Annotated in this window: 23 protein-coding genes, 1 tRNA gene, 1 pseudogene and 1 other annotated feature; of the genes and pseudogenes, 8 read left to right on the forward strand and 17 right to left on the reverse strand. The window is 65.9% G+C overall.

The genetic code is table 11. From position 1 onward, the window contains the following. The 5 genes from GOALK_RS16535 to GOALK_RS16555 form a co-directional block, all read right to left on the reverse strand. The coding region (locus GOALK_RS16535; protein ID WP_006359990.1) for an ABC transporter permease subunit at window positions 1-417 on the reverse strand (417 nt) is incomplete at its 3' end. 1 nt (window position 418) lies between these two features. Continuing rightward, window positions 419-1,357: an ABC transporter substrate-binding protein gene (locus GOALK_RS16540; RefSeq protein ID WP_035755388.1), complete on the reverse strand. Its 939-nt coding sequence runs from the start codon at window positions 1,355-1,357 to the stop codon at window positions 419-421. Between the two features lie 108 nt (window positions 1,358-1,465). After that, window positions 1,466-2,554, reverse strand: coding sequence for an isocitrate/isopropylmalate dehydrogenase family protein (locus GOALK_RS16545; RefSeq protein ID WP_006359992.1), 1,089 nt, complete (start codon window positions 2,552-2,554; stop codon window positions 1,466-1,468). Continuing rightward, window positions 2,554-5,301, reverse strand: coding sequence for a DNA polymerase I (gene polA / locus GOALK_RS16550; protein ID WP_006359993.1), 2,748 nt, complete (start codon window positions 5,299-5,301; stop codon window positions 2,554-2,556). Before polA ends, GOALK_RS16545 begins: the two co-directional genes overlap by 1 nt. A gap of 78 nt (window positions 5,302-5,379) precedes the next feature. Beyond that, complete coding sequence (locus GOALK_RS16555; protein WP_006359994.1) at window positions 5,380-5,949, reverse strand: GNAT family N-acetyltransferase; 570 nt, start codon at window positions 5,947-5,949, stop codon at window positions 5,380-5,382. 222 nt (window positions 5,950-6,171) lie between these two features. Here GOALK_RS16555 and GOALK_RS16560 point away from each other — a divergent pair, with 222 nt between their 5' ends. Genes GOALK_RS16560 through GOALK_RS16575 form a run of 4 tightly spaced genes read left to right on the forward strand, consistent with a single transcriptional unit; the run spans window position 6,172 to window position 10,521 of the window. Beyond that, window positions 6,172-7,587 (forward strand): ABC transporter permease subunit, encoded by a 1,416-nt coding sequence (locus GOALK_RS16560; protein ID WP_006359995.1) that lies wholly within the window; start codon window positions 6,172-6,174, stop codon window positions 7,585-7,587. 3 nt (window positions 7,588-7,590) lie between these two features. Further along, window positions 7,591-8,580, forward strand: coding sequence for a branched-chain amino acid ABC transporter permease (locus GOALK_RS16565; protein WP_005201095.1), 990 nt, complete (start codon window positions 7,591-7,593; stop codon window positions 8,578-8,580). Continuing rightward, window positions 8,573-9,709, forward strand: a complete 1,137-nt coding sequence (locus GOALK_RS16570; protein WP_006359996.1) for an ABC transporter ATP-binding protein — start codon at window positions 8,573-8,575, stop codon at window positions 9,707-9,709. Before GOALK_RS16565 ends, GOALK_RS16570 begins: the two co-directional genes overlap by 8 nt. After that, a complete protein-coding gene (locus GOALK_RS16575) occupies window positions 9,706-10,521 on the forward strand; it encodes an ABC transporter ATP-binding protein (RefSeq protein WP_006359997.1) in 816 nt (271 codons plus the stop codon). The genes GOALK_RS16570 and GOALK_RS16575 overlap by 4 nt, the downstream gene beginning before the upstream one ends. 116 nt (window positions 10,522-10,637) lie before the next feature. On the opposite strand, the gene GOALK_RS16580 is transcribed toward GOALK_RS16575, so the two are convergent. Further along, window positions 10,638-12,002 carry an ABC transporter substrate-binding protein gene (locus tag GOALK_RS16580; RefSeq protein ID WP_035755383.1) on the reverse strand — a complete coding sequence of 455 codons (1,365 nt, stop codon included), beginning with the start codon at window positions 12,000-12,002 and terminating at the stop codon, window positions 10,638-10,640. Window positions 12,003-12,170: 168 nt separating this feature from the next. After that, window positions 12,171-12,794, reverse strand: a complete 624-nt coding sequence (locus GOALK_RS16585) for an ANTAR domain-containing response regulator (RefSeq protein ID WP_006360000.1) — start codon at window positions 12,792-12,794, stop codon at window positions 12,171-12,173. Window positions 12,795-12,893: 99 nt separating this feature from the next. On the opposite strand from GOALK_RS16585, the gene GOALK_RS16590 reads away from it, so the two are divergent. Continuing rightward, a tRNA-Leu gene (locus tag GOALK_RS16590) sits at window positions 12,894-12,967 on the forward strand. Window positions 12,968-13,035: 68 nt separating this feature from the next. Here GOALK_RS16590 and GOALK_RS16595 read toward each other — a convergent pair. The 9 genes from GOALK_RS16595 to GOALK_RS16630 form a co-directional block, all read right to left on the reverse strand. Further along, window positions 13,036-14,409 (reverse strand): glycosyltransferase, encoded by a 1,374-nt coding sequence (locus GOALK_RS16595; protein ID WP_006360001.1) that lies wholly within the window; start codon window positions 14,407-14,409, stop codon window positions 13,036-13,038. Beyond that, window positions 14,406-15,416 (reverse strand): glycosyltransferase family protein, encoded by a 1,011-nt coding sequence (locus tag GOALK_RS16600; RefSeq protein ID WP_006360002.1) that lies wholly within the window; start codon window positions 15,414-15,416, stop codon window positions 14,406-14,408. Before GOALK_RS16600 ends, GOALK_RS16595 begins: the two co-directional genes overlap by 4 nt. After that, window positions 15,413-15,592 (reverse strand): hypothetical protein, encoded by a 180-nt coding sequence (locus GOALK_RS24330; RefSeq protein ID WP_006360003.1) that lies wholly within the window; start codon window positions 15,590-15,592, stop codon window positions 15,413-15,415. Before GOALK_RS24330 ends, GOALK_RS16600 begins: the two co-directional genes overlap by 4 nt. After that, complete coding sequence (locus tag GOALK_RS16605; RefSeq protein WP_006360004.1) at window positions 15,589-16,356, reverse strand: WcbI family polysaccharide biosynthesis putative acetyltransferase; 768 nt, start codon at window positions 16,354-16,356, stop codon at window positions 15,589-15,591. Before GOALK_RS16605 ends, GOALK_RS24330 begins: the two co-directional genes overlap by 4 nt. 250 nt (window positions 16,357-16,606) lie before the next feature. Then, entirely contained in the window at window positions 16,607-17,353 is a 747-nt protein-coding gene (locus GOALK_RS16610; RefSeq protein WP_006360005.1) for a succinate dehydrogenase/fumarate reductase iron-sulfur subunit, read from the reverse strand. Window position 17,354: 1 nt separating this feature from the next. After that, on the reverse strand, window positions 17,355-19,298 hold the full coding sequence (locus tag GOALK_RS16615; protein ID WP_006360006.1) for a fumarate reductase/succinate dehydrogenase flavoprotein subunit: 1,944 nt from the start codon (window positions 19,296-19,298) through the stop codon (window positions 17,355-17,357). Window positions 19,299-19,356: 58 nt separating this feature from the next. Further along, a complete protein-coding gene (sdhC, locus tag GOALK_RS16620; RefSeq protein ID WP_040004307.1) occupies window positions 19,357-20,181 on the reverse strand; it encodes a succinate dehydrogenase subunit SdhC in 825 nt (274 codons plus the stop codon). Further along, window positions 20,178-20,471 (reverse strand): Rv0250c family protein, encoded by a 294-nt coding sequence (locus GOALK_RS16625; protein ID WP_006360008.1) that lies wholly within the window; start codon window positions 20,469-20,471, stop codon window positions 20,178-20,180. Before GOALK_RS16625 ends, sdhC begins: the two co-directional genes overlap by 4 nt. Before the next feature lie 204 nt (window positions 20,472-20,675). Further along, entirely contained in the window at window positions 20,676-21,653 is a 978-nt protein-coding gene (locus tag GOALK_RS16630) for a glycoside hydrolase family 43 protein (RefSeq protein ID WP_006360009.1), read from the reverse strand. 220 nt (window positions 21,654-21,873) lie between these two features. On the opposite strand from GOALK_RS16630, the gene GOALK_RS16635 reads away from it, so the two are divergent. Continuing rightward, window positions 21,874-23,469 carry an HNH endonuclease signature motif containing protein gene (locus GOALK_RS16635; protein WP_006360010.1) on the forward strand — a complete coding sequence of 532 codons (1,596 nt, stop codon included), beginning with the start codon at window positions 21,874-21,876 and terminating at the stop codon, window positions 23,467-23,469. Window positions 23,470-23,730: 261 nt separating this feature from the next. On the opposite strand, the pseudogene GOALK_RS16640 reads toward GOALK_RS16635, so the two are convergent. After that, window positions 23,731-24,462, reverse strand: a pseudogene (locus GOALK_RS16640) (DUF1214 domain-containing protein); the annotation flags it as partial. 50 nt (window positions 24,463-24,512) lie between these two features. On the opposite strand from GOALK_RS16640, the gene GOALK_RS16645 reads away from it, so the two are divergent. Further along, entirely contained in the window at window positions 24,513-24,830 is a 318-nt protein-coding gene (locus GOALK_RS16645) for a transposase (RefSeq protein WP_004022138.1), read from the forward strand. Continuing rightward, window positions 24,791-24,919 (forward strand) — a sequence feature (AL1L pseudoknot). (Overlaps the previous gene by 40 nt.) After that, window positions 24,833-25,387, forward strand: a 555-nt coding sequence (locus GOALK_RS23960) for an IS3 family transposase (RefSeq protein ID WP_006360013.1), incomplete at its 3' end; no start/stop codon positions are given. It overlaps the preceding feature by 87 nt.

The raw sequence follows: 25,387 nt of genomic DNA on the forward strand, positions 1-25,387 counted from the left end.
AATGCCGACGTCGATCTGCTTGTAGATCGCCGGGAACAGTCCCCAGAAAACGAGCTGCACGTAGACCGGCGTCCCGCGGAAGATCCACAGGTACACCCAGGCGGTGCCGCGCAACACCGGGTTCGGTGAGAGCCGCATGATGGCGAGCGCGACGCCGAGGACGATCGCGATGGTCATCGCCAGCACCGTCAGCGCCAGGGTGTATCCGACGCCGGACAGCACGCGCTGGTCGAACAGGTAATCGGCGTAGGTGCCCCACGCGTAGGCCTTGTTGGTGGCGGCTCCGTAGACGAAGAGCCCCGCCAGCACGAGGATGATGACCGCGGCGATCCACTGGCCCGGTCTGCGGAGCGGTACCGCCTTGATCGGTTCGGGCTCGCCGGCCGTGGTGGTGGTGTCGGTCTGCGGTGAGGTCATCTCAACTCACCGCCCCGTTGATGACGGAGACATCGATCATGCCCTCCTGCAGGCCCCAGTTGGCCGCGATCTCTTCGTACTGCCCGTTGTCCATCAGGTACTGGACCGCCTTCTGCATCGCGGGTCCCAGCGGTGAGCCCTTGCGCACCGCCCATCCGTACGGCGCCGAGTCGAACAATTCGCCGGCGGCCTTCAGCTTTCCGTTGGTGCGTTTGATGGCGTACGCGGTGACCGGCGAGTCGGCCGACATCGCCTCGACCCGGCCGAGGATCAGGGCGTTGACCGCCTCGTCCTGGCTGTCGAACTTCACCTTGTCGATCGGTGGGAGACCCCTCGCGACGCATTCCGCGCTCTTGGCCGGGATCTCGTCGGTGTCCTCGTAGGTGGTGGTCTGTACCGCGACCCGCTTACCGCAGGCGTTCGACGGGTCGATGTCCTCGTCGGAGTCGGCGGCCTGCGCCCATTGCACGCCGGCGCTGTAATAGGTCACGAAGTCGACCTGCTTCTCGCGTTCGAGGGTGTCGGTGAACGACGACATCCCGACGTTGTACGTCCCGGCCTGCACCGACGGGATGATGGTGTCGAACTGCGATTCCTTGTACACCGGAGTCAGGCCGAGGACCTTGCCGACCGCATTCATGAGGTCGACGTCGTAGCCGATGATCTTGCCGTCCGGCCCCTTGAACTCGTTGGGCTGGTAGGGCACGTTGACTCCGACCACCAGGCGTCCGGTTCGTGCGATCTCGGGCGGGACGAGTGCCGCGATCTCCGGGACCTTCTCCACGTCCACGTTGATCGGGGTCACCTGGTTGGCGCGTTCCCGTTCCTCGTTGTTCACGCATCCGGTGAGCACGACCGCGAGCGCAAGGAACACGCCGAGCAGCCGGGCCACGCGCGACCGGACACGGCGTCGGTCAACCCGCGTCGAGGCCCGTTCCACAACACATCCCTTCGATGACGAACAGATCACCTGATCAGACCAACTCACTGTAGTTTGCGCCCGCCTCGCCGGCTGGCTACCGGATGTTCACGCACGTCTTCGCGCGCGTCATGCAGCCACGGTTCGCCGCGCCACCTCGTCGGCGAACTCGCTGGTCGATGACGTCCCACCCAGGTCAGCGGTCGCGATGGAGACCGCGAGGGTGTCGGCGACGGCGGAATCCATCCGGTCGGCCGCCGCGACGAGCGCCGGATCGTCGGTCATCAGCCCGTACCGCCGGAACCCCATCGACACCGACGCGATCATCGCGACCGGGTTCGCGACGCCCCGCCCGGCGATGTCGGGAGCTGCTCCATGAGTTGCCTGCGCCATCACCTGGGTCGCCGAGCAGTTCACCGAACCCGCGATGCCGAGCGAGCCGGCGAGTTCCCCGGCGAGGTCCGACAGGATGTCTCCGAAGAGGTTCTCGGTGACGACGACGTCGAAGTCGGCGGGGCGTCGGACGAGCAGCGCCGCCATGGCGTCGACGTGCTGTTCGGTGACCTCCACGTCGGGGAACTCCTCGCCGACCTCCCGGCATGCGTCGCGGAACAGGCCGGTCGTCAGGCGCAGCACGTTCGCCTTGTGCACGATGGTCACCCGGGCCGGGCGTCCCGAGACCGCGCGGTCGCGGGCGGCTTCGAAGGCGACCCGCGCGATGCGCTCACTGGCCGCGCGGGTCACGAGCCCCACTGCCAGCGCGACGTCGGGAGTCGGCATGAACTCACCGCTCCCGACCGCCATGTTGCGGTCGGCGTACAGGCCCTCGGAGTTCTCGCGGACGATCAGCACATCGATGTCGGGTGCGGTGGCGGGTACCCCCGAAAAGGCCTTGGCGGGACGGAGATTGGCGAACAGCCCGTACCGGGTGCGCAAAACCGCGCCCGGGGTGCGGCTGCTGTGCTCGGGCGGATACGACGCGGAATCGTGCGGTCCGACGATCCAGAGTCCCAGATCGTCGAGCGCCGACAATGTCGCGTCCGGCACCGGTTCGCCGTGGGACGCGATGGCGGCGGCGCCGAACGGGAGTTCGTCCCAGTCGATCCGCAAGTCCTCCGCCGCCGCAGCCGCGTCGGCGACCGTGATGGCGGCGGGCACGACCTCCAGACCGATGCCGTCGCCGGTGAGAACGCCGACCCGCCTGGGCGAGGAGACCATCAGTGGGCCGCGTCGTCCCAGGACCGACCGAACCCGACCGACACCTCGAGCGGGACCGACAGCGTGATGGCGTTGCCCATCTCCTCGCGCACCGCGGCTTCGACCGCGTCGCGCTCGCCGGCGGCCACCTCGACCACGAGTTCGTCGTGGACCTGCAGCAGCACCCGCGACGTCAGCTTCTCGGCGAGGAAACGCTTGTGCACGTTGATCATCGCGACCTTGATGATGTCGGCGGCGGTGCCCTGGATGGGTGCGTTGAGCGCCATCCGCTCCGCGGACTGGCGTCGTTGCCAGTTGTCGCTGTTCAGGTCGGGCAGGTAACGCCGGCGGCCGAACAGGGTCGCCGTGTACTCGTTGCGCCGGGCTTCGGCGACCACGTCGTGCAGGTAGTCCCGCACACCGCCGAACCGCGCGAAGTACGCCTCCATCTGGTCCTTGGCCTCCTCACGGCTGATCTTCAGCTGGGCCGCGAGCCCGAAGGCACTGAGGCCGTAGGCGAGTCCGTACGACATCGCCTTCACGCGGTGGCGCATCTCGGTGGTCACCTCGTCGATCGGCACCCCGAAGGCGCGCGATCCGACGAAGTTGTGCAGGTCCTCCCCGGTGTTGAAGGCCTCGATCAGCCCTTCGTCCTCCGACAGATGGGCCATGATCCGCATCTCGATCTGGCTGTAGTCGGCGGTCATCAGGCAGTCGTAGTTCACGCCCGAATCCTGATCCGTGCCCACGATGAAGCCGCGACGGATCTCGCGGCCGGCCTCGGTGCGGACCGGGATGTTCTGCAGGTTCGGTTCGGTCGACGACAGGCGGCCGGTCGCGGCGATGGTCTGGTTGAACGTCGTGTGGATGCGCCCGTCGTCGGCCACCGACTTCAGCAGACCGTCGACGGTGACCTTCAACCGCGTGGCGTCGCGATGCTCGAGAAGGTGTGCGAGGAAAGGATGTTCGGTCTTCTCGTACAACGACTGCAGCGCGTCTGCGTCGGTGGTGTAGCCGGTCTTGGTCTTCTTGGTCTTCGGCATGTCGAGCTTGTCGAAGAGCACGGTCTGCAGCTGCTTCGGCGAACCGAGGTTGATCTGTTCACCGATGACCTCGTAGGCCGACTCGGCGGCCGCTCGGATCCGGTCGTTGAACATCTGTGCCAGCGCATTGAAGTGATCGACGTCGACAGCTATGCCGGCGGCCTCGAGGTCGGCGAGGACGAACGACAGCGGCAACTCCATCTCGGTCAGCAGCGGCTTGGAGTCGATGCGGTCGAGTTCGGTGTCGAGGGTGTCGGCGAGCTCCTGCACTGCACGCGCCTCGAGCATGTGCTGTTCGGCGACCTTGCCCTCGGTGTCGTCGTCGAGCAGCGACATCTGGCCGTCGCCCGCCCCGGTGTCGGCGCGTAGCTCACGGCGCAGGTACCGCAGGGCGAGGTCGTCGAGATTGAAGGTCCGCTGCCCGGGGCGGACGAGGTACGCGGCCAGCGAGGTGTCGCTGGTGACGCCGTCGAGCTTCCACCCGCGCGAACGCAGCGCGTGTACCGCCCACTTGGCCTCGTGCACAGCCTTGAGCGCCTGCGGGTCGGCGAGCCAGTTGGCCAGGGCCGCATCGTCTTCCGGCGTCAGGGTGGTCACGTCGACATACGCCGACGAACCGTCGGCGGCCGCGATCGCCAGTCCGGTCGGGTCGGAGCCCACGACGACGTGCGGCGCGGTCACCGCGAGACCGGTCCGGCCCGTACGGGCGTGTTCGGTGAGCCATCCCGCGACCTCGCCGGCGCCGAGGACCGAGCCGTCGAGATCGAAGCCCGCCTCGGCCTCGGGCTCGACCGAGCTGAGGGTGGAGAACAGGCGGTCGCGCAGGACGCGGAACTCGAGGTCGTCGAAGAGCTGGTGGATGCGGTCGCGATCCCAGCCGACCATCGCGAGATCTTCGGGGCCCGCGGGCAGCTGCATGTCGCGGATGAGTTCGGTGAGCTGACGGTTGGTCTGCACCGAGGCGAGATTGGCGCGCAGCGCATCGCCGACCTTGCCCTTCACCTCGTCGACGTGATCGACGAGCGAGGCCAGCGATCCGTACTCGCGAATCCACTTCGACGCGGTCTTCTCCCCCACACCCGGAATGCCTGGGAGATTGTCGCTGGGGTCGCCGCGCAGGGCGGCGTAGTCGGGGTACTGGGCGGGGGTCAGACCGTACTTCTTCTCAACCTCTTCGGGGGTGAAGCGGGTGAGGTCCGAGACACCCTTGCGCGGGTAGAGCACGGTGGTCGACGGGTCGACCAGCTGCAGCGAGTCGCGGTCGCCGGTGACGATCAGGACCTTGAAGTCCTGTTCGCGCGCCTGGGTCGCGAGGGTCGCGATGATGTCGTCGGCCTCGAAGCCCTCGATCGCCATGACCGTGACACCCAGCGCGTCGAGGACCTCCTTGGTGAGGTCGACCTGCCCGTTGAACTCGTCGGGCGACTTGGAGCGCTGCGCCTTGTACTCCGGGAACATCTCCGAGCGGAACGTCTTCCGCGAGACGTCGAAGGCGGCGGCGATGTGGGTGGGTTCCTCGTCGCGCAGCAGATTGATCAGCATCGAGGTGAAGCCGTAGACCGCGTTGGTGGTCTGTCCGGTGGCCGTCTTGAAGTTCTCGGCCGGGAGCGCGAAGAACGCCCGATATGCCAGGGAATGCCCGTCGAGGAGCATGAGGACCGGTTGCTTGGTCTTGCCCTTGCTGCCGGTACGGGTAGCTGCCGGGGAACTCTGCGCTGGACTCACAGTCGCTGAGTCTAGTGATCCGTCCCGACACCCGGACCCGCCCCGCCCGGGGCGGTCGGACGGGTGGACGGTCAGGGGTCACATCGGCCGGTACATGGCCCAGACCCTGGGGCCGTCGAGCGGAAGTTCGAATTCCGCGGTGACCTGGAAACCGAACCGCTCGTACAGCGGGACATTGAGAGCGTTCGAGCTCTCGAGGTAGGCCGGTCCGTCGATCTGCTCGAGCCGGTGCTGCAACAGCGCCGTGCCGACGCCGGCCCCCTTGACCGGGGCGCCGATCTGTCCCAGATACCAATGCGGCTCTTTCGGACGATGCTTGGCGAACTCGGCCTCCAGCTTGATCCCGCGGCCGATCCGGGGCCCGAGAGTCCGAAGGAACTCCCAGGACGACACCAGCTGTGCCCTCGTCGAGATCTTGTGCCCGGGCGGATCCCAGGCGGCCGCGCCGACCGGCTGCCCGTCGCGCATCGCGAGATCGATCGTCGATCCCTTCCCGTGGATGTGGACGAGCAGAGTCCGGAACACCGCGCGGTGACGAGCGGTGTCCGGGTCCATCCACAGCGTCACCGGGTCGTCGGCGAACGCCTGCGCGAGCAGCGCACTCGCGAGTTCGACGTCTCTGGTCTGTGTGATGGTCACCGGCAGCATCCGACCAGGGTACGGCCCTGATGGGTACGCCAGCACCACATCGCATCGATCGAGCCCACCCTGCGTCGCCGCAGATGTAACTTCCGGGAAACGTCGTTGTCGTCACGTGGCGACGAAGCTGCGGCTAATGTCCCGCAGGGTGACCGGCCGCGCAGTGATCGGCCAGGTCATGGCCGATGGATGTCACTGGCGTACAGGTCCGCAAGGGAGGTACCACCCTCGATGACAGAGCCTGACCGGCAGGCCGCACTCGTGCCCGACGACCACACCGAACGGACTCACGCGCATCGCCCCGAGTGTCGGCCCGCCCGCCAGACCCGATCACCGTCCTGCCGCCCGCCATCCCGTCGGCGCCCATCGGCGTCGACGCGGCGCACCGCGCTGGCCGTCCTGCTGTTCGTCGCGGCGTCGATGCTGTGCGGGCTCTTCGGGACCCCGTCCGCCGACGCCGCCCCCGACGAGGTGCGGGTGTTCGGTGTCCTGCGGAACGGCGCCGAGAAGGTCGAGGGGGTGAAACTCGAGGCGAAGGACGCGTCAGGCACCGTCGTCGGGACGGCCACGTCGTCGGCGACCGGAGCCTGGTCGATCATGGTGCCGCCCGGGAGGTACACCGTCGTCGTCGACACCGACTCTCTCCCAGACGATGTGGAGGTCCAGAAGCCCGAGCTACCGGTCGATGTCAGTGGCGGAACGGCGCGGCCGGTCATCTTCTCGTTCGGTGAGGTGCGGACCGGTACGGAGGTCTCGGCGGTCGCCGAACTCACCCGTCTGGCCATCGACGGCATCCGTTTCGGTCTCATCATCGCCATCACCGGCGTCGGCCTCAGCCTGATCTTCGGGACGACCGGCCTCACCAACTTCTCGCACGGCGAGCTGGTGACCCTGGGAGCGGTGGTCGCGTGGGTGTTCAACGTGAAGGTCGGGCTACAGCTGATACCGGCGACGATCCTCGCGGTCATCGTCGGCGTCGGCATCGGCATCCTGAACGAGCTCGGTCTCTGGAGACCGCTGAGACGGCGACGAACCGGGCTGATCGCCATGCTCGTCGTGTCGATCGGCCTCGCCCTGGTGATGCGGTATCTGATCCTGATCTTCTTCTCCGACCGGGCCGAACCGTTCAACGACTACCAGGCACAGACGCAGATCGGCTCGGGTCCGTTCGCGATCACGCCGGTGAATCTGGCCTGCATCGTCATCTGTGTCGTGGTGCTCCTCGGCGTCGCTCTGTTGTTGCAGCGGACCAGGATCGGCAAGGCCATGCGTGCCGTCGCCGACAACAGGGACCTCGCCGAGTCGTCGGGGATCGACGTCGACCGCGTCATCCTGTTCGTGTGGGCGCTCGCCGGCGGCCTGGCGACACTCGGCGGCGTGATGTTCGCGCTCTCCGAACTCGGCGGCCGGGTGCAATGGGAGATGGGATTCAAGCTCCTGCTGCTGATGTTCGCGGGCATCACGCTCGGCGGACTCGGCACCGCCTACGGCGCCCTGCTCGGCTGCCTCATCGTCGGATTGCTCGTTCAGCTGTCGACCTACATCCTCAGCCCCGACCTGAAGTACATCGGCGGCCTGTTGATCCTGATCATCATCCTGACCATCCGGCCCCAGGGCATTCTCGGATCGCGAGCGAGGATCGGCTGACCCATGGACATCATCTCAGCGCTACAGATTGCGTTCGCACAGCTCATCGGCCCGTCGGCGATCTTCTACGCTCTACTGGCCATCGGCCTCAACCTGCACTTCGGCTATGCCGGGCTGCTCAACTTCGGCCAGATCGCCTTCGCCCTCCTCGGCGGATACGGCGTGGGCATCATGGCCGTCAACTACGACCAGCCGCTCTGGCTCGGCGCCATCGTGGGTATCGCCGCAGCCGGCATGCTCGCGGTGGTCCTCGGCATCCCGACACTTCGTCTGCGAGCGGACTATCTGGCGATCGTCACCATCGCCGCGTCGGAGATCCTCCGACTGGTGTTCCGGTCGACGTCGTCGGACGATTTCACCCACTCCACCAACGGGATCTACGGCTACGCGAGCGGTTTTTTCTCGATCAGCCCGTTCGACAACGGCAAGCAGTACTCGTTCTTCGGGGTCAAGTTCCTCGGCGGCGACCTGTGGTCGATGGTGGTGGGCTGGTCCGTCGTCCTGCTCCTGTGCCTCATGGTCTACCTGCTCGTCCACTCCCCCTGGGGTCGCGTGCTGAAGGCGGTGCGCGAGGACGAGGACGCCGCCCGATCGCTCGGCAAGAACGCCTATTCCTTCAAGATGCAGGCACTCATCCTCGGTGGCTGTATCGGCGGCCTCGCAGGCGTGTTCAACGCACTCGCGACGCAGTCGATCAACCCGGACTTCTACTCCACCGCCCAGACCTTCTTCGCCTACGGCGCACTCATTCTCGGCGGTGCGGCGACGGTGTTCGGACCGGTCCTCGGCGCGATGCTGTTCTGGTTCCTGCTGGCCATCCCCGACGCGCTGTTGCGCCAGGCCACGTCCGGCGACAACCCGATGCTGGACCTCTCGGCGCAGCAGGTCGGCGCGATCCGCTACGTGCTGCTGGGTCTGGCGATCATCCTGATGATGGTGTTCCGACCACAGGGACTCCTCGGCAACAAGAGGGAGGTGCAGCTCGATGCCTGATGACGGACGCCATTCGGCACACGACGACGAGCCCTCGACGCCGTTGGGCGACACCGGGATCGTCGTCGACGAGACCGGTCCCGACATCGCCGGTACGCGGGCGACGCGCCGCGATCTGACGACCCTGTCGGCGCCCGAGCGCTCGCGACTGTTCGCGGAGGTGTCACCCGAACCGGGATCGGCAAAGCCCGACCCGATCATCGTGGTGGACAACATCTCCCGCACCTTCGGCGGCATCAGGGCGGTCCAGGTCGACCACCTCGAGGTGCAACGCGGCGCGATCACCGGCCTCATCGGACCCAACGGTGCCGGCAAGACCACGTTCTTCAACCTGATCACCGGTTTCGACAAACCGGATTCGGGTACGTGGTCGCTCAACGGCGAATCCCTCGGCCGGATGGTCCCGCACCAGGTCGCACGCCGCGGCATGGTGCGCACCTTCCAGCTGACCAAGGCGCTGTCGAAGATGTCGGTGCTCGACAACGTCAAGCTCGGTGCCACCGGCCAGCGCGGCGAACACTTCCTCGCCGCCCTCGCCCCGTGGACCTGGCGCAAACAGGAAGCCGAGATCACCGAGCGCGCACACGAACTGCTGCGGCGGTTCAAGCTCGACGCCAAGGCCGACGACTTCGCCGGCTCGCTGTCCGGTGGTCAGCGCAAGTTGCTGGAAATGGCACGCGCGCTGATGACCGATCCCGAGATCGTGATGCTCGACGAGCCGATGGCCGGTGTGAACCCGGCCCTCACGCAGAGCTTGCTCGAACACATCAAGTCGCTGCGCGACGAGGGCGTGACGGTGGTCTTCGTCGAACACGACATGGACGTCATCCGCGACATCAGTGACTGGGTGGTGGTGATGGCCCAGGGCCAGATCATCGCCGAATCCCTGCCGGATCGCCTGGGCGACAACGAGGCCGTCGTCGACGCCTATCTCGGCGGTCACCACGACCAGGCACTGGAGTTCGACGACCAGGGTCAGCCCGTCGGTGCGACCGCGGTGCTCGCCGAGCAGGTCGAGGCAGCCATCGAGGCCACCCTCGAAGAAGGCGGCGACCTCTCCGAGCCGGTCGAGTTGCCGCCCGCCGATCCGGCCGGCGTCGATACGGACAAGAAGGAGACCGAGCGATGAGCCTGGGATCGGACGGCGGGTCGCTGACACCGGCACAGCGCGCGGCCACCCCCGACGAGCACCGCAAGCTCGCGACGAATGCGTTGCTGCGCGCCGACGACATCACCGCCGGCTATCTGCCGGGGATCAACATCCTCGAGGAGTGCAACTTCTTCCTGAACGACGGGGAGATCGTGGGCATCATCGGTCCGAACGGCGCCGGCAAGTCGACGCTGCTCAAGACCCTGTTCGGGCTGATCCCGGTCCGTAAGGGTTCGGTCACCCTGCGCGGCGACGACATCACCTCGGCCAAGGCACACGTCCTCGTCGACAAGGGTGTCGGATACGTCCCGCAGACACAGAATGTGTTCCCCGCGCTGACGATCGAGGAGAACCTCGAGATGGGCGTCTACCTGCGGCCGAAGACGTTCGCCAAGCGGTTCGAGTTCGTCTCCGAGCTGTTCCCGCTCCTGTCGGAGCGTCGGAAGATCAAGGCGGGCGCGCTGTCCGGCGGCGAACGGCAGATGGTCGCGATGGGCCGGGCCCTGATGATGGACCCGGCGGTCTTGCTGCTCGACGAGCCGTCGGCAGGCCTGTCCCCCATGTTCCAGGACGAGGTGTTCATCCGCTGCAAGGCGATCAACGCAACCGGCGTCTCGATCATCATGGTCGAGCAGAACGCCCGCCGCTGCCTCCAGATCTGCGACCGCGGTTACGTTCTCGACCAGGGTCGCAACGCCTACACCGACACCGGCAGCAACCTCGCCAAGGATCCCAAGATCATCGAGCTCTACCTGGGCACGCTGGCGGGCAGCTCGGAGAAGAAGACGTAGGCTTCGCTCACGGGATCCGTTGCCGCTCACGCGGGGACGGTGAGCGGCAACGGATTTCGTGCGCGGACACACAGAGACCCTCGGCTCGTGAGCCGAGGGTCTCTGGTCTTGTGTGACTACTGCGCGGCCACCGACACGTACTTGCGGGTCGGGGTCAGCAGCTTGTTGTCCCCGTCGAACTCGAGGACGCCGTAGGAGCCGACGCTGGGCTCACCGGCGGCGTTGAACGCCAGGTTCCCGGTCTTGCCGACGTAGGCGATCGTCTTGCCGCTCTTCAGCGCATCCAGGCACGCCTGGTACGAGTCGCAGTTCTCGTCGCCGTTGGTGACGCCGATGATGTTGGCGGCGATCGTGCGGCCGTCGGTCGACTTGGCTGCGGTCGCGGCGAGCGCACTCAGCACCGCGGCGTCGTAACTCTCGCCCGAGTAGTTGAAATCGATCAGCTTCGGATCGAGATCCTTGAGCGCGGACTGGAACTCACCGCTGGTCTGGGTGAGCGGAGTCGTGCCCTTCATACCCTTGAGCAGGCCGGAACCGACCGACTCGCCGAGTGCGTTACCCATGTTGCCGTCGACGCCGTAGACGAGCTTGCCGTCGCTCGGTCCGATGCCCACCTCGTGCATACGGGTGAGGATCTTGGCGCTCTCCTCGAACCCGATGAGCGCAACGCCGTCCGGGTTGAAGTTCTTCACCTGGTCGACCTCGGCGTTGAACGACTGGGCATTCGGGTCGTAAATGATCTTCTGAATCTGGTCGGCGGGCACACCGGCGGCCTCGAGGTCGCGAACGGTGTTGTCGGCCAAGCCCGTTCCGTACGGGTCGTTGAGGGCGAGGATGGACACACGCTGAACGCCGTCCTCGGCCATCGTCTGCGAGAGTGCCTGGGCCTGCAGGACATCGGCGGGAGCGGTACGGAAGTACTGTCCCTTGTCCTGGTAGCAGGTGAACTCGTCGGAGGTGTTGGCCGGCGAGAACATGACGGCGCCCGCGTTGGCGATCTTGTCGATGACCTTCAGCGACACCGACGACGACGCCGCACCGATGATCACCTGGGTGCCGGCGCTGAGCTCGCGGTCGACGGTGGCGTTGGCGGTGTCGGTGGTGGTGTCGCCGGAGTCACCGGTGACCAGCTCGACGGGCTTGTCGAGCACACCGCCGGCGGCGTTGATGTCCTTGATGGCCAGGTTGACACCGGCCACCATGGGCGGCCCCAGGAAGGCGAGGGAGCCGGTCTCGGGGAGCAGCGTGCCGATCTTCAGCGGAGCGGTGCTCTCGGGGCCCGGCGTGGCCTTCGGCGGGTTACAGGCCAGCTTCTGCGCGAGGCCCATGCCGGGGGGTGCGGGAGTGGACTCTACGGCCGCGCTGGCCGAGCCTCCGGAGCCTTCGTCGGAACCAGAGTCAGAGCTGCTGCAGCCGGCGACGACGAGCGCTGCCGCCGCAGTCATGACCACTGCCCCGCTCGTCAAAGAACGAAAGGACATCAATGCTCTCCTTGCGATTGGAGTTGTCACACGAGAGCGGTGCATCGAGATCGACGCATCCAACCGCGCCTCGCTGGGGAAAAGCTAGCGCGATCTTGTTGCCCCTGCGTAAAGACAGTGAAACTGACTTGCGCGCAGACGCATTGCGTCAAATCGACCTGTCCTTCGTCAGTTCGTCCCGAGGGTCTCCACGACGACCTGGGCCACGGCTTTCATCGTTGTCCGACGGTCCATCGCGGCACGCTGAATCCACTTGAACGCCTCGGGCTCGGAAAGGCCCTGTTTCTGCATGAGCAGACCTTTGGCGCGTTCGACGAGCTTGCGGGTCTCGAGCCGCTCGTTCATCGTCGCGACCTCGCGCTCCAGCAGTTTGAGCTCGTGATAGCGACTGACGGCCACCTCGATGGCCGGCACCAGATCGGCCTTGGTGAACGGTTTGACCAGGTAAGCCATCGCGCCGGCGTCGCGCGCCTTCTCGATGAAGTCCCGCTGGCTGAACGCGGTGAGCATGACGACCGGCGCCAGCCGCTTCTCCGCGATCTCCGTCGCCGCGTCGATGCCGTCGCGGATGGGCATCTTGATGTCCATGATGACCAGGTCGGGTTTCAGGGACTCCGTGAGCTCGACGGCGACCTGACCGTTGGGAGCCTCCCCCACGACGTCATAGCCCTCTTCGCGGAGCATCTCGATCAGATCCATACGGATCAGCGAGTCGTCCTCGGCCACCAGCACACGATGCGTCTTCGTCGTCTCACCAGTTGTCGTGGTCGCACTGTCGGTCACTGTCACCATCCCCTCCTCCACGCCATAGTCGAACAGAAGAGTACCGGTTGCCGGGCCGGTCGGCCGATCATCTAGAGTTGGCTCCTGCACGGGGCAACCCGCGCACTGGCCCCCGTAGCCCAATTGGCAGAGGCAACGGATTCAAAACCCGTCCAGTGTGAGTTCGAGTCTCACCGGGGGCACCGGCGCAGCTCCGGCCGCGCGACCGACGCCCGGCGGCGGTGCGCACGCGCCGGCGCCGACTCGACACTCACCAGGACAACGCCGGCTCGTCGTCGCCGATGATGATCCCGACCTCGCTGTGATGCACTCCTCGGACCCCGAACAACCGGTCGAGAAGCTCATCGGCGCCCACATCGATGTTCGCCGCCCAACGTCGGACCCGGTGCCGTGCGCGCGACGCCGTGACCGTTACCGAGGCCGGTGATCCGGCGAAGTCCACCGTCACCTGGCCGCATTCCCCCGGACCGACCTGAGCCGTGAGCAGCGCGAGCGAATCAACGGAGAAGACCACGATCCCGGCGATCTCGACGACGAACCGGCACCGCGACAGCGTCGATGCGTCCGGATCACCGACGCGGATTCGTGAATCGTCCACACTCAGTCGGGTCAGCAGAGTGTCGGCATGTGCGCCGACGAGCCAGACAGCAGCATCCATCCCTCGCAACGCGCCGGCGGCAGTACGCATCAGCGATGCCGCGGTGTGCCCCGCCGTCGACACGAGCACGACGATGTCCGGGATCGAGTACAGCAGGCCGGCGGTCCGGGCCGCCGGATCGGTGATGAGCGGGGCGAGCGCGAGGGCTTCGGTGTTCTTCTCCGAGATCCGTTCTTGCACCGAACGTTCGGCCCAGTCGGGACCATCGTGCCAGGCGAGGGCGTCGGGTTCGTGGGCGAACAGCGCGCCCATCATGAAGGCCCGGTTCGCGAATTCCCAGTCCTCACCGCCGTAGTGGACGAACGACGGGTCGAAGCCTCCGACGTCGTCGAACAATTGACGGCTGCAGGTCATCACCGCACTGATCAGATACTTGTAACCGTCCCAGCCCGGGTTCAGGAGGTTGGACGTGCGGTCGTACGCATCGACCAGCCATCCGGGTTCGCAGTCGTGCGAGGATTCGAGCGGCCGTTGTTCGGACAACCACCCCACCACCGAGTCCGGGGCGACCCGGCTCAGGTCGGCGTGCTTACGCCGCCCGACCACGAGTGCGTCGGGCGCCGCGGCGGGCAATCTGATCGACTGCCGGATGTAGTCGGGTGTCGGCACCGTGTCCGCGTCGAGGAAACACAGGACCGTACCGCTCGACGCCGCGACACCCAGATTGCGGGCGGCTGCCGCTCGGAAGCCGTTGTCCTCCTGCGTCACCACGGTGATGTCGAGTCGCGATGTCCACGCTCTCACGTCCGGCGAGTGCGTCGAGCCATCGTCGGCGACGACCACTTCGAGACGATCCGGCGGGTGGGTCTGGGCCGTCAACGCCTCGAGGACCAACGCGAGTTGGTGGGGTTGGTTGTAGTACGGGATCACGACACTCACCAGCGGCGTCGTCGAAGCCACGCCGACCAGGTCCCAGCGATTGTCGGCCACCACGGTTCGGCCGTCGCCGAGCCTGATGACGGTCATGCACTCCACCGCCGGAACAGTCGCTCGTGAGCCCGGCCGACGTCGGCGGCGGTGGGCGACGGCGTCACCGCCGGATCGATCCAGGTGCTCGCGGGATTCGCGAACGCGCTCTCGAGAGCGGTCCGCAGAGCAGCATCGTTGTTGGCGTGCATCGTCAGGACGCCCGGGGAACGAGCGGCGAGTTCATCGGTGTAGGCGGTGCTCGGGACCAGCGGTCGGCGCCCGGCGGAGATCCAGGAGTTGATCGACCCGGAGGCCGACATGTGCCGGTGATAGGCGGCCGGAACCGTGACCTCGGCCGACGCCCGGATCAGTTCGTCGTCGGTCAGGAACCCCGTGACCGTGCACCGCCGTCCCATCTCCGCGGCGACCTTGGCCAGTTCATCGGCCAGGTCCTCGTGGCCGGGTGACGGGGTGCGTAGCGCGACGAAACCGATGGACGGATCGAGGCCGGACATTGCCTGCAGTGTCTCCAGGTGCCCCTTCCCGGGGTACAGGTAACCGAGGACGCCAACGGTCAATTCCGCTGATTCCGAGGGCTTGTCGACGCGGACGGTGTTGAACATCAGCGGTATGACCTCGACGCCGATCGTCGCGTCGACGTACTCGGCGAAGAGCGACGCCTCGTGGTGACTCGACACGATCACTCCTGTTGCGGTCCGCGCCACCGCGCGATAGAAATCGGCACGTGCCTGCATCGCCGGTCCGTCCGAGGGCTGGGGCAGGTCATGCAGGGTCACCGAGACCGGCCGGTCCAGTGCCGCGAACAGGGCGAGCACGCTGTCTCGGGCTTGCGGTGGCGTACGTCCGAACAGGCGATCGGTCACGTGCACGTGCACGAGCGCACACTCGTCCAGTCCAGATACGACACCGGCGCCGAGCGTGAGCACGTGCGCCAAACGATGATCCGCACTCTCGGCGCGTACCGCATCGAAGACCGACTGCGCATATCGGACCACACCGTGTGAGCGGGGTCCGACCAGGAGATGTCCGATCGGCCCCGTCACGACAGGCCCAGGATCTCGATGAGGTCGGTGTAACGGTCCAACACTGCTCCGATGAACTCGGGATGGTCTGCGTACCAGTGCATCTGGCGACGGCGAACGTCGTCCTCGGTCAGTGCCACACCGTCGACGTCCCACGACGTCCGCGGGCACGCGTCGATCCCCAGCGCGTCGATCACCCGTCCTCCAAGGGTGCTCGGATGTTGCCGAGCAGGTCGCGTGAGGGTGGGACCGGCGCCGACGCCCCGAGCGAGTCGAGGATCCGGCCGCCGAGGGCGAGCAACACTCGATTTCCAGGGTGGTTGATCGTGTGGGCGGCATCGGCCCCGAGGTCGAGCAGGGTGTCGGAGATCCGGACGTCACAGTGCCGCCGCTCGCGGACGGCGAGCTGATCCACACTCCATTGCGCTGCTTCCCGGATACGTTCGGCGGCGATGTCGACGTCCCATTCGTCGAAGCGGTCGCGACCGGCCACCACGGCGAGGGCCGTTCGCAGATCGTGGTACGGAACCGCCGCGGGTACTGCGGACGGCTGCGCTGGGTGTCGAGCGATGACCTGGAACGGAAACAATCCGCCGTAGCGGATGACCGGCCAGACGATGACGGACGCCGATGGCGCCAGGTCGGCCAGGTCCGAGGTTCCGATCGGAAATCCCCGGTACCCGGTACGCACCGGTTGGGAGACGATGATCGCTGCGCTGCTCGTGAGGTCCTCGACCCGCGCCATGTCGGCGGACTCGAGTTCGTGGACCGGCGGGACGCGAACGGTACGGAACGGGAGGTCCGGAGAGCTGGACAGGACAATCCGCAAGGCCTCGGCCTGGCAGTTTCCCCAGACGACGAGTATCTTCCGGTCATCGTTCCGCGGAGCCTCGACGACGCCGTAGAACTCGCCGTAGTGCCGGGTCCGACCGTCGACCAGCTCCTCGTCACTCGTCCTCATACGAGCTCCGGAGTACGTCTGACGACGCGATGGGTCCCTGTCATCGAAGTACCGACTCCCCTCCTGATGGGCCCCTGGTCGGTACCCCTGCGCCGCTCGTGTATCCGTTTCGCCCGTTGACGAATCATCGACCAGGTCACACCAGAGGCACGACGAGTGTGACGGACTCGTCGAGAGCCGTCGGCGGTGTCACCCGATCAGTGCCGGGGACGTGACACCCGGGGTCGCCGGGTGAGCGCGAGAAGTGGCGCTAGCGTCGGAAGAGCTTGTTACCCAGCCATACCAGCGGGTCGTATTTGCGGTCGACGACCCGTTCCTTCATGGGGATGAGCGCGTTGTCGGTGATCTTGATGTGTTCCGGGCAGACGTCGGAGCAGCACTTGGTGATGTTGCAGAACCCGAGACCGTGCTCGTTCTGCGCGGTGTCGCGACGTTCGGCGACGTCGAGCGGGTGCATGTCGAGCTCGGCGATCCGCATCAGGTAGCGGGGGCCGGCGAAGGCTTCTTTGTTCTCCTCGTGGTCGCGGACGACGTGGCAGGTGTTCTGGCACAGGAAGCACTCGATGCACTTGCGGAACTCCTGCGACCGTTGCACGTCGACCTGCTTCATCCGGTACTCCCCCGGCCCAAGCCCGGGCGGCGGCGTGAACGACTGGATCTCGCGGGCCTTCGTGTAGTTGAACGAGACATCGGTGACGAGGTCACGGATGACCGGGAACGTGCGCATCGGGGTGACCGTGATGACCTCGTCCTCGGTGAACGTCGACATCCGGGTCATGCACAACAGCTTCGGACGTCCGTTCACCTCAGCGGAACACGACCCACATTTGCCCGCCTTGCAGTTCCAGCGCACGGCCAGGTCGGGAGCTTGGGTCGCCTGGAGGCGGTGGATGATGTCGAGCACCACCTCGCCGTCGTTGGCCTGCACCGTGTAATCCTCGAGACCACCGCCTTCGATGTCGCCTCGCCACACTCGGAACTTCGCGTCGTAACCCATGTCAGTCCTCCGACTGTCCCTCGGCTCGCTCGCCCCCGGCGCCGGGATGACCAGCGATTTCGGCTGCGGTGTAGTACTTTTCGATCTCTTCGAACTCGAAGAGCTCCAGCAGGTCCGGCCGCATCGGTTCCTGTTCTTCCTCGACGACCTCGACCTCCGGGACCGGTGAGTCGGTGCTCGTTTCTGCCGTGCAGACCAGCAGGGTGTTGCGCCAGGCCGAATCCATCGACGGGTGATCGTCGCGGGTGTGTCCGCCGCGACTCTCGGTGCGCATCAGTGCCGCCTTGGCGACACATTCGCTGACCAGGAGCATGTTCCGGAGATCGATCGCGAGATGCCACCCCGGATTGAACTGCCGATGCCCCTCGACCTGCATGCTGCCGAGCCGGTTCCGGAGGTCGGAGAGCACGCGGAGCGCCTCCTGCATCTCCGCTTCTTTGCGGATGATGCCGACGAGGTCGTTCATCGCCTGCTGCAGATCCATGTGCAGCGTGTACGGGTTCTCCGGCTTGCCGTCGGCGGGCGGATCGAACGGAGAGAGCGCGTATTCGGCCGCCCGGTCGATGTCGTCTTGCGCGATCTCGGGCCGGTTACCCAGCGACTCGACATACGACGCCGCGCCGAGCCCTGCTCGTCGACCGAACACGAGCAGATCGGACAGCGAGTTGCCGCCCAGTCGGTTCGACCCGTGCATACCGCCGGAACACTCGCCGGCGGCGAACAGTCCAGGCACGCGCGACGCCGCGGTGTCGGGATCGACCTCGATCCCACCCATCACGTAGTGGCAGGTCGGGCCGACCTCCATTGGCTCCTTCGTGATGTCCACGTCGGCAAGCTCTTTGAACTGGTGATGCATCGACGGAAGCCGCCGGATGATCTCCTCCGCCGGCATGCGGGACGCGATGTCGAGATAGACGCCACCGTGCTCGGTGCCGCGACCGGCCTTGACCTCCTCGTTGATCGCGCGGGCGACCTCGTCGCGCGGGAGGAGATCCGGTGTGCGGCGGGCGGAGTCGTTGTCCGCGAGCCACTCGTCGGCTTCCTTCTCCGTCTCCGCGTACTGACCCTTGAACACCGGCGGGATGTAGTCGAACATGAACCGCTTGCCGTCGGTGTTCTTGAGGACGCCGCCGTCACCGCGGACGCCTTCGGTCACGAGGATGCCCTTCACGCTGGGCGGCCACACCATCCCCGTCGGGTGGAACTGGACGAACTCCATGTTGATCAGGCTCGCGCCTGCGCGCAGGGCGAGCGCGTGCCCGTCGCCGGTGTACTCCCAGGAGTTCGACGTCACCTTGAACGACTTGCCGATACCGCCAGTAGCGACCACCACCGCAGGTGCCTCGAACACGATGAACCGGCCGGACTCGCGCCAGTACCCGAACGCACCGGCGATGGCGTCGCCGTCTTTCAGCAGCTCGGTGATGGTGCACTCGGCAAAGACCTTGATGCGGGACTCGTAGTCACCGGTGGCCGCGAAGTCCTCCTGCTGCAGCGAGACGATCTTCTGCTGCATGGTTCGGATGAGTTCCAGTCCGGTCCGGTCTCCGACGTGAGCCAGGCGCGGGTAGGTGTGGCCGCCGAAGTTGCGCTGTGCGATCCGGCCGTCAGCGGTCCGGTCGAACAGCGCCCCATAGGTTTCCAGTTCCCACACCCGGTCGGGCGCTTCCTTGGCATGCAGTTCGGCCATGCGCCAGTTGTTCAGGAACTTCCCGCCACGCATCGTGTCCTGGAAGTGCGTCGCCCAGTTGTCCTTCGCGTTCGCGTTACCCATCGACGCCGCGCAGCCACCTTCGGCCATCACGGTGTGTGCCTTGCCGAACAGCGACTTGCACACGACTGCGACCGAATAGCCCTTCTCACGAGCTTCGATGACCGCTCGCAGGCCGGCACCACCCGCACCGATCACAACGACGTCGTACTGGTAGCGTTCCGGTTCGGTCATCTAGCGCGACTCCCAACGTTGAAAACGGTTGCACAACAGTCGTTGCGACCTCGATCGATCAACCCACGAACCTCAGATCAGAGATGGTGTTGCTGGCCACCAGCATGATGTAGAAGTCGGTGAGCACGAGTGTGCCGAGCGTGATCCAGGCGAACTGCATGTGCCGGGTGTTCAACTTGGAGACCTGGGTCCAGATCCAGTACCGCACCGGATGATTCGAGAAATGCTTGAGCCGGCCGCCGGTCACGTGCCGACACGAATGGCAGGACACCGTATAGACCCAGAGCAGAACCACGTTGACCACGAGGATCACATTGCCCAGCCCCAGACCGAATCCGCCGTCCTTGGCGTGGAACGAGACGATGACGTCGTAACTGTTGATCACCGAGATGACCACGGCCGCATAGAAGAAGTACCGGTGCGAGTTCTGGATGATCAGCGGCAGCCGCGTCTCCCCCGTGTACTTGGTGTGGGGTTCGGCGACGGCGCATGCCGGCGGGGACAACCAGATCGACCGATAGTAGGCCTTGCGGTAGTAGTAGCAGGTCAACCGGAACCCGAGGAGGAACGGCAACGTGAGGAACGCCAGCGGAATCCACATCGGGAGTTCCGGGAACGGCGTCCCGAAATGACTCGATCCGGGCACGCACGACTCGCTCAGACACGGCGAGTAGAACGGCGTGAGGTAGTGATAATCCGCGACGTAGTAGGCACTCCGGACGAACGATCGCACGGTCGCATAGATGACGAACGCCGAGAGACCGATGACCGTCAGCAACGGCGACAGCCACCATCGGTCTGTCCGGAGGGTGCGCGCCGTCAGGCGCGCCCGTCTCGGGGAGAAGACCCCGGGTGATTCCCGCTCAGCCGCGGGCGCGCTCACTTCGTCCGCTCGCGCGAGTGGAACCCGAGCCCTTCGTCCTGGGCACCGAGCCACGCCGACTCGTCGGACTTGCTGTCCGGCACGTAGACCCGGGCCTGGCCCGGCTTCTGCTGCGGCTTCACCTTCGGCGGATGCTGCTCGAAGTCGTGCAGATCGATGTCGAGACGGTCGAGATCGTTGACCATCCGGCGGACACTGTCGGCGTCACCGTAGCGAGCCTTCAGGGTCACCAGCTGATGGCGCAGCGCCTGGATACTGTGATGGATTGCGTTGATCTCTGCATTTATCATGGCGATCCCTCCGGCCACTATGTGATGTTCCACACAGTACCGCCCCAGTATGGATCGTCAACGCTTTTCGTCGAACGTGTCGCGCAACGAGAAAGCGAGTGCCGCACACCAAGGACAACCGTCGTCGACCCGGTGTCGGATCAGACAGTTCTCCACGAGCCGCCGGCTCCTCGGCTCGAATGCCGTCAACCTGCTCGAACAGACCTAGACCGGCTCGCGGATCACACCGAAGTGCCGCACGGAGCCGGACAGTCCGGGAAGCTCCTTCAACGGCGTCCACGACCAGAGGCCGTCCCGGCTGTCGGAGTAGAAGTACCGCCGGTCCCGGTAGGCGTCGAGGTAGAGACGCCAGTTCCCGTTCGGCAGTTTCACCACGGCCGAGCCCTCGACCAGTCGGCCCCACGGCCCCGGCCGGACGAATCGGTACGGCCCCAGCAGCGACCCGGAGACCGCATGCTCGATGACCTTCTTGGTCTCGTTCTTGGTGAAGGCGTGGTAGGTCCCGCCGACCTTGACGATCGTGGTGTCGATGCGGTCTGCACGGAGGCCGAGAATCGGTACGGGCGGACTCCACAGCCGGAGTCCCGGCTCGAGCGCGGTCATCAGGTACGGCACGAACCCGCCACCGGTCGACATCGACAGGATCACGTGTACCCGTCCGCCCTCGACGAACCATTCCGGAGCCCAGGCTTTGGTGGTGAACGGCGACAACGATGGTCCGTCGCTGGAACCGGCCGATCCGAAGCTCAATGAACCCGCCGACGAACCCGAGCCGTCGCCTGTACCGGGCAGGAAGGCGCAGCACAGCGGCACCGGGTAGTTGTGCATGAAGTTCCAGTTCACGCGGTCGCGACTCCGTGCGAAGCCGATCGTCGTCGAACCGGTGGTGTAGGTGACGTAGTACCAGCCGTCGGCGCTGCGGTAGATGCTCGGATCACGCACCAGGCCCGACGGTGGTCGATACGCCCCGAATCGGAGGGCTTTGAACCGGGTTGCATCCGAGGACTGGAAGACGTCCATGTGACTGGCGCTGGTGTTGGAGAACGCCACCATCGTGTACCGCCAGCTCGCCGCGTCGGCCGTACCGGGAGTCGCGACCAGCAGCGCCGAGAGCGCAAGGATCGCAACCATCAGTGCGCCGACGCGGGTCCGGCGGGTGAGGATTCGCTGAGGCAACAGCATTGGAGCAGTATCCGTGACGTCGATTGGGCGTGCACGAGATTGCCCGATCCAAACACCGAGATTCGGAACATCCGGGGTGTCGATCGTCGACCGGAGGCCCCTTACACGATGCCACCGACAATTCTCACCACGACGGCGAGGTCCGAAACTTTCTGCACGGCAACCGATTTACGTGTACAGTCGAACATACATTCGCACTACGGCATAGGGGGTGACCGTCATGACCGACATCGCTTCTTCTGCTGTCGTCGACGAATCGTTCCCGGCCGAGTTGCCCGCGTTGCTCGATGAACTCGACACGATCGTCGACAAGCTCCAGAACGCAGGCTTCACCCGGCTGTCCGATGCCGAGGTCGACCAAGCCGGCGTTCGCATCGAAAGAGCCATCGCCCGACTCACGTACACCGGCAACCAACAAATCGTGGAAGCCGATCAACGCGACCTACCGCGTAAGTCCGGATACCGCAGCGTGATCGACTACATGAAGTTCCGACTGCGCATGGCCTACCCGGGTAAGCGGCTCAAACAAACCCGGGCCACCGCGACCTACCCTGACTTCATCACCGGCCAACCTCTCGAACCCACACACCCGGCCCTGGCCGAGGCGTTCGCCGGTGGCCGCGTCGGGCCCGCCCACGTGCACGCCGTTCTCGACGTGCTCGATCAGATCCCCCACGCCATCGACCACGACATCAAAGTCGCCGCCGAACGACAAATGGCCGAGATCGCGGTTGATCACACCCCCGCCGACATCACCGCCCTCGGCGCACGCCTACTGGCCCACCTCGACCCCGACGGCACACTCGCCGACGACACCGACCGCAAACGCCGCCGCAACCTGTCGGTCCACCGCCAACGCGCCGACGGCACCGCCAAAATGACCGCCACCCTCACCCCCGAACTCCTCGCCCGAGTCACCGTGCTGCTCGCCGTGTGGGCCACACCCGGCATGAACAACCCCGACGACCCCCACTCCCCACACGGATCAATCGAAGACGCCGACCCCGACGCCGTCGCTGCTGCGGCCGAACGCGACGACCGCACCCCCGCCCAACTCAATCACGACGCCTTCAACGCACTGCTCAAAGCTGTCTTCGAGGACGGACTCCTGGGTAAGAGTCACCGCGGGTTACCGACCCAACTGATCATCAAAGCCGACCTCACCGACCTCCGACGCGAAGCCGGCTTCGCCGCCACCGCCACCGGCACCCTGATCCCCATCCCCGAACTCATCGACATGGCCGCCGACGCCCAACCCTGGCTGGCGGTATTCAAAGACGCCACCGCCGTCCCGCTCTACTTCGGACGCGGCAAACGCCTCGCCACCCGCGAACAACGCCTCGTCTCCTTCGCCCGACCCGACGGCGAAAACTGCTCCACCCCAGGCTGCGACCTCGCCGCCGCACACGTCGAGATGCACCACGCCCAACTCGATTGGGCAGCAGGTGGACTCACCGACATCACCGACCTCGCACCGGCGTGTCCGAAACACAACCGCATGGTCAGCAACCAACCCGGCGGCTACACCACCCGCATGGTGCGTGAAGGACCCGACGAAGGCCGCTGCGCCTGGCGACTCAACGCCGAACCCGGCGCACCACCCAACCCTGAACGCATCAACCGGCGCCCCGACATACCCCGCCGGTTCGCCGAACACCTCCAACACGTGCGCACCGAAATCCACGGACCCGACACCGAGTCCGGCGATCAACCACGCCTACAGATGCGTGAAGTCATCGACCTCCGTGGCGCCACACCCGTCGAACTCGTAGTCGCCTCAGCACTTCTCAACCACGCGTACGGGCACTCAGAATAGGAGCGTCGCCGGCCCTTCGAGGCTCGCTGCGCTCGCACCTCAGGGAGCGAGGACGGCCCGCCGCTATTACTCCTTGCACCTCAGGGAGCGAGGACGGCCCGTCGCCATCACTCCTTGCACCTCAGGGAGCGAGGACGGGTCGCCGCTATTACTCCTTGCACTCCAGGGGGGCGAGAGTGTTACGCGCGCAACCACTCCTAGGTTCCGTATGACGTTGTGCCCGGAATCCGGGCACAACGTCATACAGATCTGCAGTCGGCCTCAGGACTGAGCAACCGCCTTCAACACCGGCGGAGTCCAAATGCCGTCGAGGATCTCAGCGCGCGGGCGGTAGAGGCGGATGAGGTAGTTCCAGCCCTCCGGAGTCACGATCGCGTTCGGCGGGACGTCGCCCGAGGTGTCCGGGATGAACCGGACGGTGATCGAACCGTCGTCGTTGCGAACGCCGGTGACACTGTTGACCGTGTACAGATTCTTCTCGTTGGGCTCGAAGAACCCCGCCGCGTTGTAGACCGACACCGACCAGAAGGCGTCGACCGGGACGTCGGCAAAGACCAGTTCGTAATGTCCGGGGCCGGTGCCCGGGTCGACGCCGACATAGGTCGCTTCCGAGGTCGGGAGACCACCCCAACCCGCGGCGCACCCGATCAGGTGCCGGACCGGGTCGGCGTCGTCGCGGGCGCCGAAGGTTCGGTCGAACGAGTCGAGTCCCTTGGCCAACTCCAACAGCGCGTTGCGGGTGGCGTCGAGGCTCGCGGCGTCGTAGTCGGGAGAAACGAACGGTTCCGACGACGCCGAGGCGATCGTCGTCCGATCCTGCAACTCACCGACCGCGGCGACGTCGGCAGCAGCCGTCGGATCAACCAGAATCCGCACCACGACGAGGACATACCTCGATCCGTACTGCTCCTGCGTCAGCCTGTGCTCACCCGCGGCGTGCAGAACGCCGCCGACGTGGTGGTCCTCGTTCACGACCATCGCGGACACATACTGAACCGCCCCGGGTCTGTCGGAGGCTCTCGAACCTGTGAAGGATGGAGAGCATGGCAGCACCACGCAAGTACAGTGAGGAACTCAAGGACCGGGCCACCCGGATGGCATGTGAAGCGCGACGAGATCCCGATTCGTCGAGAGGTGCGATCAAGCGGATCGCCGATCAGCTCGGAGTCCATCCCGAGGCGTTGCGCAATTGGGTTCGTCAGGCCGAGATCGACGGTGGGGTCCGCCCGGGCACTACGAGTGAGGACGCTGACCGCATCGCGGCGTTGGAGCGGGAGAACCGTGAACTGCGGCGAGCGAACACGATCTTGAAGCAGGCTTCGGCTTTCTTTGCGGCGGAGATCGACCGCCCACAGCGCTGATCGTGGAGTTCGTCGCGGCTCACCGCGATGAACACGGAGTCGATCCGATCTGTGCGGCATTGCGCGATACGTCCGCCCAGATCGCTCCGTCCACGGTACGAGCCCACCTGAGCCCCCAGAAGACCGAGGCGCCTCGTGTGGTGCGTGACCGGGAGCTCCTTACCCAGGTCCGCGCGGTGCATGCCGACAACCTCGGCGTCTACGGTGCCCGCAAGGTGCATGCCCAATTGCGCAGACAGGGCCATAGTGTTGCCCGCTGCACCGTCGAGCGATTGATGAAAGCCGATGGGCTGCAAGGGATAGCGAGACTCAAGACACGCAAGACCACGCGCAGCGAGGGAGCTGAAACACCCCGGCCGGCTGACCGGGTCAACCGTCAGTTCACCGCGGCGGCACCGAACGCGTTGTGGGTGGCGGACCTGACCTACATCCGCACCCACTCGGGCTGGGTGTACGCGGCGTTCGTCCTGGACGTGTTCTCGCGGATGGTCGTCGGCTGGCAGGTCTCGACCACCATGCACACCGACCTCGCCCTCGACGCCCTGAACATGGGATTG

Source organism: Gordonia alkanivorans NBRC 16433 (genome assembly GCF_000225505.1).
Classification (GTDB): Bacteria; Actinomycetota; Actinomycetes; order Mycobacteriales; family Mycobacteriaceae; genus Gordonia; species Gordonia alkanivorans.

Excerpts from the sequence above, each read along its gene's own strand:
- GOALK_RS16585 (WP_006360000.1), bottom strand. The coding sequence starts at position 12,794 with ATGGTGACAGTGACCGACAGTGCGACCACGACAACTGGTGAGACGACG.
- GOALK_RS16605 (WP_006360004.1), bottom strand. The coding sequence starts at position 16,356 with ATGAGGACGAGTGACGAGGAGCTGGTCGACGGTCGGACCCGGCACTAC.
- GOALK_RS16560 (WP_006359995.1), top strand. The coding sequence starts at position 6,172 with ATGACAGAGCCTGACCGGCAGGCCGCACTCGTGCCCGACGACCACACC.
- GOALK_RS16610 (WP_006360005.1), bottom strand. The coding sequence starts at position 17,353 with ATGGGTTACGACGCGAAGTTCCGAGTGTGGCGAGGCGACATCGAAGGC.
- GOALK_RS16625 (WP_006360008.1), bottom strand. The coding sequence starts at position 20,471 with ATGATAAATGCAGAGATCAACGCAATCCATCACAGTATCCAGGCGCTG.
- GOALK_RS16565 (WP_005201095.1), top strand. The coding sequence starts at position 7,591 with ATGGACATCATCTCAGCGCTACAGATTGCGTTCGCACAGCTCATCGGC.
- GOALK_RS16580 (WP_035755383.1), bottom strand. The coding sequence starts at position 12,002 with ATGTCCTTTCGTTCTTTGACGAGCGGGGCAGTGGTCATGACTGCGGCG.
- GOALK_RS16645 (WP_004022138.1), top strand. The coding sequence starts at position 24,513 with ATGGCAGCACCACGCAAGTACAGTGAGGAACTCAAGGACCGGGCCACC.
- GOALK_RS16570 (WP_006359996.1), top strand. The coding sequence starts at position 8,573 with ATGCCTGATGACGGACGCCATTCGGCACACGACGACGAGCCCTCGACG.
- GOALK_RS16630 (WP_006360009.1), bottom strand. The coding sequence starts at position 21,653 with ATGCTGTTGCCTCAGCGAATCCTCACCCGCCGGACCCGCGTCGGCGCA.
- GOALK_RS16555 (WP_006359994.1), bottom strand. The coding sequence starts at position 5,949 with ATGCTGCCGGTGACCATCACACAGACCAGAGACGTCGAACTCGCGAGT.
- GOALK_RS16595 (WP_006360001.1), bottom strand. The coding sequence starts at position 14,409 with ATGACCGTCATCAGGCTCGGCGACGGCCGAACCGTGGTGGCCGACAAT.
- GOALK_RS16545 (WP_006359992.1), bottom strand. The coding sequence starts at position 2,554 with ATGGTCTCCTCGCCCAGGCGGGTCGGCGTTCTCACCGGCGACGGCATC.
- GOALK_RS16635 (WP_006360010.1), top strand. The coding sequence starts at position 21,874 with ATGACCGACATCGCTTCTTCTGCTGTCGTCGACGAATCGTTCCCGGCC.
- GOALK_RS16615 (WP_006360006.1), bottom strand. The coding sequence starts at position 19,298 with ATGACCGAACCGGAACGCTACCAGTACGACGTCGTTGTGATCGGTGCG.
- GOALK_RS16575 (WP_006359997.1), top strand. The coding sequence starts at position 9,706 with ATGAGCCTGGGATCGGACGGCGGGTCGCTGACACCGGCACAGCGCGCG.